This window comes from Aeromonas oralensis, from assembly GCF_049665575.1.
Taxonomy (GTDB): Bacteria; Pseudomonadota; Gammaproteobacteria; order Enterobacterales; family Aeromonadaceae; genus Aeromonas; species Aeromonas hydrophila.
In genome coordinates, this window is record NZ_CP187186.1 from 1830330 (window position 1) to 1841961 (window position 11632).

The window sequence follows — 11632 nt, forward strand, 5'->3', positions numbered from 1 at the left end:
CTAACATCATGAAACTCCAACAATTGCGTTATATCGTTGAGGTTGCCAACCACAGACTGAACGTGTCGGCAACGGCAGAGAGCCTCTACACCTCTCAGCCAGGGATCAGCAAACAGGTGCGCATGCTGGAAGATGAGCTGGGGATCCAGATTTTCGAGCGCAGCGGCAAACATCTGACCCAGATCACCCCGGCTGGACGGGACGTGATCAAGATTGCCAACGAGATCCTGGGCAAGGTGGAGAGCATCAAGTCGGTGGCGAGTCAGCACACTCACCCCGAGCAGGGCACGCTCCACATTGCGACCACCCACACCCAGGCCCGTTATGCGCTGCCTGACGTGATCAAGGGCTTCATCAAGCGCTTTCCCAAGGTCTCCTTGCACATGCACCAGGGCACGCCGACCCAGATCAGCGAAGCCGTGGTCAAGGGCCAGGCCGACTTTGCTATCGCCACCGAGGCGCTGCACCTGTATGAAGATCTCATCATGCTGCCCTGCTACCACTGGAACCGCAGCGTGATCGTGCCCAAGGGTCACCCGCTGACCCAGGTTGGCAACCTCTCCATCGCCGACATCGCCCGCTTCCCGCTGGTGACCTATGTGTTCGGCTTTACCGGCCGCTCCGAACTCGACACCGCCTTCAACCGGGCCGGTTTTGAGCCCAACATCGTCTTCACTGCCACCGATGCGGACGTGATCAAGACCTATGTCCGGTTGGGGGTGGGGATTGGCGTAATGGCGACCATGGCGCTGGATCCCCAGGTCGATACCGATCTGGTGGCGCTCGATGCCAGCCACCTGTTTGCCCACAGCACCACCAAGATCGGCTTTCGCAAGGGCTCTTTCCTGCGTACCTACATGTATGACTTCATGACCCGTTTTGCCCCCCATCTGACCCGGGACGTGGTGGAGCGTGCCATCGCGCTGCGCTCCAGTGACGATGTAGATGCCATGTTTGCCGATATCGAGCTGCCCATCCGCTAGCGCTGCGGCGATACGAGAGCAACAAAAAACGCCTCCCGATGGGAGGCGTTTTTCATGGCGATGAGCGGCGAGGCGGGATCACTTCTTGAACATGTGATCCAGCTTGTTGGCCTTGGTCGAGAGGTAGAACTCGTTGTGGGGATTGCGTCCTTCCTGCAGGGGCACCCGTTCCGCCACCGGAATACCGAAGGATTCCATCGCCTTCATCTTGCGCGGGTTGTTGGTCATCAACTTGAGGGATTTCACCTCCAGCTGCTTGAGCATGTCGGCGCAGATGGTGTAGTCGCGCATGTCGGCGGCAAAGCCGAGCGCCACGTTGGCCTCGACGGTGTCGGCGCCTTGATCCTGCAGATGATAGGCCCGGATCTTGTTGAGCAGGCCGATGCCGCGCCCTTCCTGACGCACGTACAGCAAGACACCGCGGCCTGCCTTGGCGATGTTTTCCAATGCAGCCTGCAGCTGGAAGCCGCAGTCGCAACGCAGACTGAACAGGGCATCGCCGGTCAGGCACTCGGAGTGAATGCGGCCCAGCACCGGCTCATCGCCCGTGATATCGCCCATCACCAGTGCGGCGTGATCCTTGCCGGTGCCGGTTTCCTGAAAGCCTACCAGCGTGAAAGTGCCCCAAGGGGTCGGCAACTTGGATTTAGCCACGAGGGTAACGCTGCTCATAGGTTGCTCCTTACTACAGCTGCTTAAAAAAGGGCGGCCAGTTTAGCGCGCCTTGTGCGGAACAACCATAAGAACAAAACCTTGCACAACTTAATGGTTTGCCTGGTGGTACACAAAGAGGACAGTTGCGACTGGTTTTGCGCAAATGTGTGCCACGACGACTGCCAGGCTCGGCACATTTGGGTATAATCGGCGCCCATTACCCCATCCCTCCCGGGATGTGTGCAACAAGTGTGCAGGAGAGACGTTATGCCGCAGATGGCCCCCGTGATGACAATTGATGGCCCGAGTGGTGCAGGCAAGGGCACCCTGTGTCAGTTGCTGGCTGAAAAACTGGGTTGGCACCTGCTCGATTCCGGCGCCATCTATCGGGTGCTGGCCCTGGCCGCCCTGCATCACGATGTAGAGCTCGATGCCGAAGCTGCGCTGGTTCCCCTGGCCGCCAATCTGGACGTGCAGTTTCAGGTCGATGCCGAGCAGGTGAAGGTCGTGTTGGAAGGGGAGGATGTCTCCCGTACCATCCGTACCGAGGAAGTGGGCAATGCCGCAAGCAAGATTGCCGCCTTCCCGCGGGTGCGCGAAGCCCTGTTGCGTCGTCAGCGAGCATTTCGCCAAGCCCCCGGCCTCATCGCCGACGGTCGTGACATGGGCACCGTGGTTTTCCCGGAAGCCGAGGTGAAGATTTTCCTCGACGCCAGCGCCGAAGAACGGGCCCAGCGCCGCTATAAGCAGTTGCAAGATAAGGGCTTTGATGTTAACTTTGAGCGTCTTTTAACCGAGATTCGGGAACGCGACGATCGCGACAGAAATCGCGCCGTTGCCCCCCTTAAACCGGCAGAAGATGCTCTCGTGGTGGATTCAACTGCCATGTCCATAGACGAAGTGCTGGTAACGGTGCTTGCCTATGCAGAGCAACAACTTGGTGATGTCAGTACAAACTGATATCAGTCGTCTGCACCATGGATGGCGCAGATAATTTAAAACAACCCCGCTTGTGCCGGATTGCAAGTGGATGTTTCATTTGTGACATAAACAATGATCGAATCTTTTGCTCAACTCTTTGAAGAGTCCCTGAACGCCGTTGAAACCCGTCAAGGTTCCATCGTCAAGGGTACTGTCGTTGCTATCGAAAATGGTTTCGTTCTGGTTGACGCCGGTCTGAAATCCGAGTCCGCTATCCCGGCTGAAGAATTCAAGAACGCCATGGGCGAGCTGGAAATCAACGTAGGCGACTCCGTTGACGTGGCTCTGGACTCTATCGAAGATGGTTTCGGCGAAACCAAGCTGTCCCGTGAAAAAGCCAAGCGCCACGAAGCCTGGCTGCAGCTTGAAAAAGCTTACGAAGAGCAAGCTACCGTTATCGGTATCATCAACGGCAAGGTCAAGGGTGGTTTCACCGTTGAACTGAACGGCATCCGTGCCTTCCTGCCGGGTTCTCTGGTTGACGTGCGTCCGATCCGTGACACCGCTCACCTGGAAAACAAAGAACTCGAGTTCAAAGTCATCAAGCTGGACCAGAAGCGCAACAACGTTGTTGTTTCCCGTCGTGCCGTGATCGAGACCGAGAACACCTCCGAGCGCGAAAGCCTGCTGGCTAACCTGCAAGAAGGTCAAGAAGTTAAGGGTATCGTCAAGAACCTGACCGACTACGGTGCATTCGTAGATCTGGGCGGTGTTGACGGCCTGCTGCACATCACCGACATGGCGTGGAAGCGCGTTAAGCATCCTTCCGAAATCGTCAACGTTGGCGACGAGATCGCAGTCAAGGTTCTGAAGTTCGACCGCGAGCGTACCCGTGTATCCCTGGGTCTGAAGCAGCTGGGCGAAGATCCCTGGGTTGCTATCGCCAAGCGTTACCCGGAGACTACCCGTCTGTCTGGCCGCGTGACCAACCTGACCGACTACGGCTGCTTCGTTGAAATCGAAGAAGGCGTGGAAGGCCTGGTACACGTATCCGAGATGGATTGGACCAACAAGAACATCCACCCGTCCAAGGTTGTTAACGTTGGCGACGTGGTTGACGTGATGGTTCTGGACATCGACGAAGAGCGTCGTCGTATCTCCCTGGGTCTGAAGCAGTGCAAATCCAACCCGTGGCAGCTGTTTGCCGAAACTCACGCCAAGGGCGACCGTGTTTCCGGCAAGATCAAGTCCATCACTGACTTCGGTATCTTCATCGGTCTGGATGGCGGCATCGACGGCCTGGTTCACCTGTCTGACATCTCCTGGAACAACCAGGGCGAAGAAGCCGTGCGTGAATTCAAGAAGGGCGACGAGATCGAAGCCGTTGTTCTGCAAGTGGACCCGGAGCGCGAGCGCATCTCCCTGGGCGTCAAGCAGATCGAAGAAGACCCGTTCAATAAGTACCTGTCTGACAACAAGAAAGGTGCTATTGTGAAGGGTAAGGTTACCGAGGTTGATGCCAAGGGTGCCGTGATCGAACTGGCTGACGGCGTAGAAGGCTACCTGCGTGCCTCCGACGCTGCTCGTGACCGCGTAGAAGACGCCACTCTGGTGCTGTCTGTTGGTGACGAAGTTGAAGCCAAGTTCATGGGCGTTGATCGCAAGAACCGCACTGTAAGCCTGTCTGTCCGCGCTAAGGACGAGGCTGATGAGCGTGTTGCTATCGACAGCCTGAACCAACAAGAAGAAGTTGTGTTCAGCAATGCCATGGCTGAAGCGTTCAAAGCCGCCAAGGGTGAATAATCCTTGATGCAAGAAAAGGGCGGCGTGTCACGCCGCCCTTTTTTATCATTGGCGTAATGAATATTGCATGTGATCGGGGAAGGAGATTTAACGTTATGACCAAATCAGATCTCATCGAACAATTGGCTGCCAGCCGCATGCATATGCCGGCCAAGGATGTCGAAGCTGCCATCAAGGAGATCCTTGAGCAGATGGCATCGACTTTGCAAAACGGCGACCGGATTGAAATCCGCGGATTTGGAAGTTTTTCACTGCACTATCGTGCCCCCCGCGTGGGCCGCAACCCCAAAACCGGGGACAAGGTTGAATTGACCGGGAAATATGTTCCCCATTTCAAACCTGGCAAAGAGTTACGCGAGCGAGTGAACATCGCTGAATAATGCAGAAAATGGCATACTTGGGTATGCCTTTTTTGTTTTTATGGTTTGCCTTGTGGCAATTGTCCGGTTTCTCCAAGTCTTTTCCCATTCGCTCTAGAGTCTGCCGGTGATTTTAAGGATAATCAGCCTTTCATTAGATACTGACAGGGAGCTCCTATGAAGCGTATCTTGGCCCTCATTCCACTGGTGCTGGTGTTTATTCTGACCCTGGCCGTCGGTTCGCAAAATGGCCAGCTGGTGCAGTTCAACTATCTGATTGCCCAGGGCGAGTTTTCACTCTCCATGTTGCTGGGATTCTTTTTTGGTGGTGGCTTCCTGCTGGGCTGGCTGGTATTCGGTCTCTTGTTCCTGCGTCTGAAGATGCAGAATCGCACCCTCAATCGCACCATGCGCCGTCAATCCCGCGAGTTGGAGCTGGCTCGGTCGGCTGCCAAGGAATAATGTCCCTCGATGCTTGAACTGCTTTTCCTGCTGTTGCCCATTGCTGCCGGCTACGGCTGGTACATGGGGCGCAGGAGTGTTCGCCAGGACACCCAGAAACAGAGTAACCAGTTTTCCCGCCAGTACGTGGCGGGTCTCAATTATTTGTTGTCCGATGAATCAGACAAGGCGGTGGATCTCTTTATCCAGCTGCTGGAAGTGGACAGCGAAACCATCGAAACTCACCTCTCCCTTGGCAACCTGTTTCGCCAGCGTGGCGAGGTTGATCGTGCCATCAAGATCCACCAGAACCTGGTCACCCGCCAGCTGACCCGGGAACAGCGCCAGCTGGCGTTGCAGGAGCTGGCGCGCGACTTTCTTGCTGCCGGCCTGCTGGACAGGGCAGAGGCGCTCTGGAACGAGCTGTGCGATGACAGCGACTATGAAGAGACTGCGCTGGCCCAGTTGTTGATCATTCATCAGCAACTGCGGGATTGGGACAAGGCCATCGACGTGGCAGTACGGCTGCAGAAGTTTCAGGGCAAGAAACTGGCCGAACCCATTTCCCATTTTTACTGCGAGCAGGCAGAGAGCGCCTTACGTGAAGGGGACAACCCCGCCGGGCTTGCCAAGCTCAAGCGGGCGCTCAGCGTCAACCCCGCCTGTGCCCGTGCCAGCCTGCGTCTGGCAGAACTGGCCATGGCAGCAGGGGAGTTCGAGCAGGCCAGCAAGGATCTCTTGAGGGTGTTCGAGCAGGATATCGACTTTGCCTCCGAAGCCATTCCCTCCCTCAACGAGTGCTATCAGCGGCTGGGTCGTGCCCACGATCTCATCCCCCTGCTGGAGCAGGCGGTGGAGGATCATGCCGGCGTCAGCGTGACCCTGGCACTGGCCAAGCTGGTGGAGGAGCGCGACGGCCTGAGTCAGGCCCGTGCGCTGGTGCTGCGCCAATTGCGCCGTCATCCCTCCATGAAGGGCTTCTATCAGCTGGTGGGCTTCCAGCTGGCAAGCGCTGAGGAGGGCCCCGCCAAGGAGAGCCTTGAGCTCTTGCAGCAGCTGGTTGGCGAGCAGATCAAGATCAAATCCACCCACAAGTGCCGGCAGTGCGGTTTTGCCACCCACTCCCTGTTCTGGCAGTGTCCCTCCTGCCGCCAGTGGGGGTCCATCAAGCCGATCCGCGGCCTGGACGGGGAGTAAGAGTCACCACAAGATCATGAGCCAGGCCCCTGCGGCCTGGTGTTTTCAGGTCGAGCCGGGGCCAAGCTCCGGGCGGCGAATAACCATCGATAGGAAGTGAGATGCTAGATCCCAAAGTACTGGTTGCGCTGGATTATCAGCGCGAGGCCGATGCCTTCGCCTTCATTGAACGTATCTCCCCGGCCCAGTGCCGTCTCAAGGTAGGCAAGGAGATGTTTACCCTGTTTGGCCCCCAGTTCGTGCGTCAGCTGGTTGCCAAGGGATTTGATGTCTTTCTGGATCTGAAGTTTCACGACATTCCCAACACCGTCGCCAAGGCGGTGGCCGCCAGTGCCGAGCTCGGCGTCTGGATGGTGAACGTGCACGCCAGCGGTGGCGAGCGGATGATGCGGGCCGCCAAGGAGGCGTTGCTGCCTTATGGCGACAAGGCGCCGCTGCTTATCGGGGTGACCGTGCTGACCAGCATGGAGCAGGCCGACATGGCGCCGCTGGGGCTCACTGTCGGCCCGGCCGAGCAGGTGATCCGGTTGGCCAAATTGACCAAGGAGGCGGGGCTCGATGGGGTGGTCTGCTCCGCCGAAGAGGCGCGTGAATTGAAGGCGCTGCTCGGTGCCGACTTCAAGCTGGTGACGCCGGGGATCCGTCCCGCTGGCTCGGCAGCCGGCGATCAACGCCGAGTCATGACACCGCTGGCGGCGGTGGAGGCGGGGGCCGACTATCTGGTAATTGGCCGCCCCATCACCCAGGCGGCCGATCCTGCCGCTATGCTGGCAGGCATCAATACAGAGCTGGCAAATCGATAATGGACAGGATGCCGGCCCGATGGGGCCGGCATTGCATCAGGGGCGGCTCACTCCTTGGGAGCGGGCTCGCGCAGGGTGATCGGGAGCAGGCCGAGCAGCAGGCCGGCGCCCGAGCCAATCAGATGTGATTCAATGTGTACCCTGGCGCCGATGAGGGCGGACACCGGGCTTTCCCCCGCACTGTAGAAGTCCACCCCGAGCTTGATCGCCACCCCTGCCAGCATCAGCCAGCCGGAGTAGCGGCGATAGTGGATATCCTGCAGCGTCCCCCAGACGAACAGGCCGTGCAGCGCGCCCGACAATCCCATGTACCATTGAGTCTGCGGACACCACCACCAGATACCGAGCCCGACGGCGGAGCCGAGCAGCAACAGCAGCAGCGGCAGCCTAAAACCGGTCAGGTATTCGCGAAACAGGCTGTAAAGTACCCACAACCCGCTCAGATTGAGCAGCAGGTGCCACAGATTGGTGTGGGCCACATTGCCTGTTATGATGCGCCACCCTTCACCCTGGGCTATCAGGGTGCGATCGAAGGAGAGCTGGTGATTCGGCACGATGAAAAAGAGCAGCAAACTGGCGAGTGAAAGCGTGATGACCCAGAGCAATCCTGATTTTTCTGACAACATGAAACAGTCCGACGACAACAAGAGCCGCTACTGTACACGTTGCACCAGAGCCCTCAAAGCCTGTCTGTGTGATTATATTCGGCAGGTGCCGCATCGCGCCCCTCTCCATATTTTGCAGCATCCAAGTGAAGTCGGGCATCCCAAGGGTACCGCTATTCTGCTGGCCGCCTCGTTGGCGCAGGCCCGCTTGCATGTAGGCGAACAGGTGGCCGACGTCCCCGAGCTGGCTGCCTTGCTGGCCGATCCCGCGCTGCAGTGTTATTTGTTGTGGCCGGATGAGGAGGCTATCTCGCTTGCCAGGGTGCGGGAGAGGGGGGCGGCTGAGCCGGCTCGCCGGGTCTGTTTTTTGCTGCTCGATGGAACCTGGCGCAAGGCCTACCGGATGTTGCACAGCAACCCTGAGTTGCAGCAGCTGCCGCGGATAAAGCTGGACGCCGTCGCGGGGCAATATTCCATTCGCAAGAAGCCGTTTCCAGAGGCGCTGTCGACCCTGGAAGCGGGCTACCATCTGTTGTCCCAGTGGGAGAGGGCGCCCGATCGCTTCGCCCCGCTGATGACCCTTTTTACCCATTTGAACCGGCAGTGGCACGATTTTGCCCAGGGCCGGCGCAGTTGAACTGCCCAGAGGAGAGTAATTCGTGAAAAAAGCCGTCGTGGTATTCAGTGGTGGTCAAGACAGCACCACCTGCCTGGTCCAGGCCTTGTCCCGTTATGACGAAGTGCACGCCATCACCTTCGATTATGGCCAGCGCCATCGGGAAGAGATCGAGACGGCGCGCCGTCTGGCCAGCCAGCTCGGCATCGCCGCCCACAAGGTGATGGACGTGACCATGCTGGGCGAGCTGGCCATCTCGGCCCTGACCCGGGACGAGATCCCGGTGAGCTTCGAGCTGCAGGACAACGGTCTGCCCAATACCTTCGTACCGGGCCGCAACATCCTGTTCCTCACCCTGGCCGCCATCTACGCCTATCAGGTGGGGGCCGAGGCCGTGATCACCGGGGTGTGCGAGACCGATTTCTCCGGTTACCCCGATTGCCGTGACGAGTTCGTCAAGGCGCTTAATCAGGCAGTCTCCTTGGGCTTGGACCGCGCCATTCGCTTCGAGACCCCGCTGATGTGGCTCGACAAGGCCGAGACCTGGGCACTGGCGGATCACTACGGCCACCTCGACACCGTGCGCCAGCAGACGCTCACCTGCTACAACGGCATTGCCGGCGACGGTTGCGGTGCCTGTCCTGCCTGCGATCTGCGTAGTCGCGGCTTGCAGCAGTACCTGGCCGACAAAGCGGGCGTGACGACGCGCTTGCACCAAAAAACCGGGTTGGGCGAGAAAAGCCGATGCTGAACCTGCGCCTCGGCCATGCTTGGGGTATAATCCGCGACTTTTGCAACCAGCCGTGACCAAGATGCACTACCCAATCAACGAGATATTCCAGACCATCCAGGGGGAGGGGGTCTTCACCGGCCTGCCCGCCATCTTCGTTCGCCTGCAGGGCTGCCCGGTGGGCTGCCCCTGGTGCGATACCCGTCATACCTGGGTGGTCGATCCTGCTCGTGAAGTGGGGGTACAGGCGGTACTCGACTGCTCCAACGAATCTGATGGCTGGAGCAAGATGAGCACGGAGCAGATCCTGGCCAGCTTCCAGCAGCTCGGTTATCAGGCACGCCACGTGGTGATCACGGGTGGGGAACCCTGCCTCTATGATCTGCAGGATCTCTCTGCCACCCTGATTGAGGCGGGTTATCAGGTGCAGATCGAAACCAGCGGTACCAGCGAGATCCAGACCCATGAGCAGACCTGGGTCACCGTATCCCCCAAGATCAATATGAAGGGAGGGCTGCCGGTGCTGGTCTCTGCTCTCGAGCGGGCCAACGAGATCAAGCATCCGGTGGCTACCGAACGCCATGTGGAGGAGCTCGATGCGCTGCTGGCCACCGCCCGCTTGCGTGAAAACGTGGTGATCGCGCTGCAACCCATCAGCCAGAAACCCAGGGCCACTCAATTGGCGATGGCAACCTGCATTGCCCGCAATTGGCGGCTCTCCATCCAGACCCATAAATATCTGGATATCGATTGAGATGGAGTGGTTGTCCGACGAGCGGGTATTGTTGTCCCTGACCAACAAGATGCCATACGGCAAATATCGGGGACGTCGCATCATCGATATTCCGGAGCCTTATCTGGTGTGGCTGGCCCGCACCGGTTTTCCCGCCGGCTCACTGGGTCAAACGCTGGCGCTGGCCTATGAAATCAAGCTCAACGGGCTTGAATCCATGATTGTTCCCATTATTAACAGGATGTCGGTATGAGGATATATACGAGGCAGGGTGACAAGGGCATGACTCGCCTGGCCGATGGGCTGCAACTGGCCAAAGACGATATGCGGGTAGAAACCTATGGTTATATTGATGAATTAAATTCTCATATAGGTCTTCTTATTGCCGAGGTGCCTGCGGCCGAAACCGGATTATTGGCTGACTTGTTATTATTGCAACAGGAATTGTTCGATCTGGGTGGGGAGCTGGCATTTTCCAGCGCCGCTCAGGAAGCAGCCATCTGGCAGGTGAATAATGAGTGGACCTTGCGGCTGGAGCAACAAATTGATGCCTACAGCGCCAATTTACCTGTGCTGCGCAATTTTATTTTGCCCAGTGGTTCCCGTGCGGCGGCGCAAGCCCATGTGGTACGAACCCTCACCCGGCGCTGCGAGCGTCTGCTGCTGACCCTGAGCCGCAGCGAGCAGCTCAATCCGGCCATTCTGCCCTACATGAACCGGCTGAGTGACTGGTTCTTCACCATTGCACGCTATCTGCTGGCCTGTACGGCGACCCCCGAAGTGCTCTGGGTCAAGGCCGCAGAGCGGGGTTGATAGCCAGGCTACAGACAATAAAAAACCTCGCGATGCGAGGTTTTTTATTGCGCCGATACGGCTTTATCAGATGGCAAATTCTTCGACAGATTTACCTTCGGCAACGGCCTTGGCAATCACGGAAGGCATACGGCCCTGGCCAGTCCAGGTTTTTTCCACGCCGTTGTCCATATAACGGTATTTGGCCGGGCGGGGAGCTCGTTTGCCCTTGCTGGCCTTGGCGGGTTCAACGGCCACGGTACCAACCAATTCGGCCGGATCGATGCCGGCGGCTTTCAGCATTTCGGCGTATTCGTTAATTTTGCGCAGATGTTCTTCGCGCGCCTGACGCTCGGCGGCTTCATCCTGCTGGCGCTCGCTTACAATAGCGGAAAGCTTTTCCAGACCTTCTTCCAATTGTTCCAGCGTCAGCTCACGGCAAGCGGCACGCAGGCTACGGACATTCAGCAGGACTTTCAAAAATTCGTTCATAGTGTTCACCACGCGAGCAAAAGAGTGAATTAAATAGATATAGTAATTTTGGCTAATTTATACGGCCATTTATGATCAAGTCAAGTCAGCTGAATTAATAAATTCATAGTGGAAATTAAGTGATCTATTTTGGATTCAGGCCCGATTCAGAAATATTGGCAACATACATACTCGACTGAGTTCTTGATAGATGAAAATAGCGACAAAATCATAATCTTTGCACCATTTGACTACCACTATGCCGTTTTAAACCGCGCCATTTGGTGATTTAATCAAAAAACTTGCTATAACGTGCCGGCACGATAAAATGTGCCTCGAATACCTTTAAGTAGAGGCGCGCTGCCTATGACTACTTGTGCGGAGGGTGATGCCTGTGATGCACGAGGAAAGGAGTCAGCGCCGAAGTGGCCAGGCCATCATACCGGGCTGCTGGTTCTGCATCTAATAGGTGCAGGACTGCCATAGTCATCCACTATGGAGCGCTACCTGAAGGGGCTGAGGAG

The 11632-nt window shown here is 57.5% G+C and carries 15 protein-coding genes and 1 riboswitch; of the genes, 12 read left to right on the top strand and 3 right to left on the bottom strand.

All coding sequences use genetic code 11. From position 1 onward, the window contains the following. Positions 1 to 8: 8 nt before the first annotated feature. Complete coding sequence (gene cysB / locus ACPDZI_RS08760) at positions 9 to 983, top strand: HTH-type transcriptional regulator CysB (protein WP_438834363.1); 975 nt, start codon at positions 9 to 11, stop codon at positions 981 to 983. 78 nt (positions 984 to 1061) lie between these two features. Here cysB and ribA read toward each other — a convergent pair whose 3' ends face one another. After that, positions 1062 to 1655, bottom strand: coding sequence for a GTP cyclohydrolase II (ribA, locus tag ACPDZI_RS08765; RefSeq protein ID WP_010634253.1), 594 nt, complete (start codon positions 1653 to 1655; stop codon positions 1062 to 1064). 249 nt (positions 1656 to 1904) lie between these two features. On the opposite strand from ribA, the gene cmk reads away from it, so the two are divergent. The 6 genes from cmk (at position 1905) to pyrF (ending at position 7161) form a co-directional block, all read left to right on the top strand. Further along, positions 1905 to 2597 carry a (d)CMP kinase gene (gene cmk / locus ACPDZI_RS08770; protein ID WP_076359640.1) on the top strand — a complete coding sequence of 231 codons (693 nt, stop codon included), beginning with the start codon at positions 1905 to 1907 and terminating at the stop codon, positions 2595 to 2597. A gap of 93 nt (positions 2598 to 2690) precedes the next feature. After that, the gene (gene rpsA / locus ACPDZI_RS08775) at positions 2691 to 4361 is read left to right on the top strand and encodes a 30S ribosomal protein S1 (protein ID WP_011705690.1); all 1671 of its coding nucleotides are present in this window, start codon (positions 2691 to 2693) and stop codon (positions 4359 to 4361) included. A 95-nt stretch (positions 4362 to 4456) separates the two neighbouring features. Next, complete coding sequence (ihfB, locus tag ACPDZI_RS08780; RefSeq protein WP_011705691.1) at positions 4457 to 4741, top strand: integration host factor subunit beta; 285 nt, start codon at positions 4457 to 4459, stop codon at positions 4739 to 4741. 156 nt (positions 4742 to 4897) lie between these two features. Further along, positions 4898 to 5182, top strand: coding sequence for a LapA family protein (locus ACPDZI_RS08785; protein WP_011705692.1), 285 nt, complete (start codon positions 4898 to 4900; stop codon positions 5180 to 5182). Between the two features lie 9 nt (positions 5183 to 5191). Then, positions 5192 to 6358 carry a lipopolysaccharide assembly protein LapB gene (gene lapB / locus ACPDZI_RS08790; protein WP_194758543.1) on the top strand — a complete coding sequence of 389 codons (1167 nt, stop codon included), beginning with the start codon at positions 5192 to 5194 and terminating at the stop codon, positions 6356 to 6358. 101 nt (positions 6359 to 6459) lie between these two features. After that, a complete protein-coding gene (pyrF, locus tag ACPDZI_RS08795) occupies positions 6460 to 7161 on the top strand; it encodes an orotidine-5'-phosphate decarboxylase (protein ID WP_168965503.1) in 702 nt (233 codons plus the stop codon). A gap of 47 nt (positions 7162 to 7208) precedes the next feature. Here the strand turns inward: pyrF and rrtA are convergent, their stop codons facing one another. Beyond that, positions 7209 to 7787: a rhombosortase gene (rrtA, locus tag ACPDZI_RS08800; protein ID WP_429042571.1), complete on the bottom strand. Its 579-nt coding sequence runs from the start codon at positions 7785 to 7787 to the stop codon at positions 7209 to 7211. Between rrtA and ACPDZI_RS08805 the strand changes: the two genes are divergently transcribed. The 5 genes from ACPDZI_RS08805 to ACPDZI_RS08825 all read left to right on the top strand — a co-directional run bounded on the left by ACPDZI_RS08805 (position 7717) and on the right by ACPDZI_RS08825 (position 10658). After that, positions 7717 to 8403: a tRNA-uridine aminocarboxypropyltransferase gene (locus ACPDZI_RS08805; RefSeq protein WP_429042574.1), complete on the top strand. Its 687-nt coding sequence runs from the start codon at positions 7717 to 7719 to the stop codon at positions 8401 to 8403. The two genes, rrtA and ACPDZI_RS08805, sit on opposite strands and share 71 nt — an antisense overlap. 22 nt (positions 8404 to 8425) lie before the next feature. Next, the gene (queC, locus tag ACPDZI_RS08810) at positions 8426 to 9133 is read left to right on the top strand and encodes a 7-cyano-7-deazaguanine synthase QueC (RefSeq protein WP_429042576.1); all 708 of its coding nucleotides are present in this window, start codon (positions 8426 to 8428) and stop codon (positions 9131 to 9133) included. 61 nt (positions 9134 to 9194) lie between these two features. Then, positions 9195 to 9866, top strand: a complete 672-nt coding sequence (queE, locus tag ACPDZI_RS08815) for a 7-carboxy-7-deazaguanine synthase QueE (protein ID WP_175610162.1) — start codon at positions 9195 to 9197, stop codon at positions 9864 to 9866. Position 9867: 1 nt separating this feature from the next. Then, the gene (locus ACPDZI_RS08820; protein WP_017410178.1) at positions 9868 to 10098 is read left to right on the top strand and encodes a DUF3820 family protein; all 231 of its coding nucleotides are present in this window, start codon (positions 9868 to 9870) and stop codon (positions 10096 to 10098) included. Next, entirely contained in the window at positions 10095 to 10658 is a 564-nt protein-coding gene (locus ACPDZI_RS08825) for a cob(I)yrinic acid a,c-diamide adenosyltransferase (protein WP_011705700.1), read from the top strand. The genes ACPDZI_RS08820 and ACPDZI_RS08825 overlap by 4 nt, the downstream gene beginning before the upstream one ends. A gap of 66 nt (positions 10659 to 10724) precedes the next feature. Here the strand turns inward: ACPDZI_RS08825 and ACPDZI_RS08830 are convergent, their stop codons facing one another. Beyond that, positions 10725 to 11129, bottom strand: a complete 405-nt coding sequence (locus ACPDZI_RS08830) for an H-NS family histone-like protein (protein WP_011705701.1) — start codon at positions 11127 to 11129, stop codon at positions 10725 to 10727. 321 nt (positions 11130 to 11450) lie between these two features. After that, positions 11451 to 11622, top strand: a riboswitch (Lysine riboswitch). Positions 11623 to 11632: the final 10 nt, after the last annotated feature.

What these genes read in the sequence shown, in the direction of transcription:
- cmk (WP_076359640.1), top strand. Translation starts at nt 1,905, where the DNA reads ATGCCGCAGATGGCCCCCGTGATGACAATTGATGGCCCGAGTGGTGCA.
- ACPDZI_RS08830 (WP_011705701.1), bottom strand. Translation starts at nt 11,129, where the DNA reads ATGAACGAATTTTTGAAAGTCCTGCTGAATGTCCGTAGCCTGCGTGCC.
- rpsA (WP_011705690.1), top strand. Translation starts at nt 2,691, where the DNA reads ATGATCGAATCTTTTGCTCAACTCTTTGAAGAGTCCCTGAACGCCGTT.
- ihfB (WP_011705691.1), top strand. Translation starts at nt 4,457, where the DNA reads ATGACCAAATCAGATCTCATCGAACAATTGGCTGCCAGCCGCATGCAT.
- pyrF (WP_168965503.1), top strand. Translation starts at nt 6,460, where the DNA reads ATGCTAGATCCCAAAGTACTGGTTGCGCTGGATTATCAGCGCGAGGCC.
- ACPDZI_RS08785 (WP_011705692.1), top strand. Translation starts at nt 4,898, where the DNA reads ATGAAGCGTATCTTGGCCCTCATTCCACTGGTGCTGGTGTTTATTCTG.
- queE (WP_175610162.1), top strand. Translation starts at nt 9,195, where the DNA reads ATGCACTACCCAATCAACGAGATATTCCAGACCATCCAGGGGGAGGGG.
- ACPDZI_RS08805 (WP_429042574.1), top strand. Translation starts at nt 7,717, where the DNA reads ATGAAAAAGAGCAGCAAACTGGCGAGTGAAAGCGTGATGACCCAGAGC.
- lapB (WP_194758543.1), top strand. Translation starts at nt 5,192, where the DNA reads ATGCTTGAACTGCTTTTCCTGCTGTTGCCCATTGCTGCCGGCTACGGC.
- ACPDZI_RS08825 (WP_011705700.1), top strand. Translation starts at nt 10,095, where the DNA reads ATGAGGATATATACGAGGCAGGGTGACAAGGGCATGACTCGCCTGGCC.
- rrtA (WP_429042571.1), bottom strand. Translation starts at nt 7,787, where the DNA reads ATGTTGTCAGAAAAATCAGGATTGCTCTGGGTCATCACGCTTTCACTC.
- ACPDZI_RS08820 (WP_017410178.1), top strand. Translation starts at nt 9,868, where the DNA reads ATGGAGTGGTTGTCCGACGAGCGGGTATTGTTGTCCCTGACCAACAAG.
- cysB (WP_438834363.1), top strand. Translation starts at nt 9, where the DNA reads ATGAAACTCCAACAATTGCGTTATATCGTTGAGGTTGCCAACCACAGA.
- ribA (WP_010634253.1), bottom strand. Translation starts at nt 1,655, where the DNA reads ATGAGCAGCGTTACCCTCGTGGCTAAATCCAAGTTGCCGACCCCTTGG.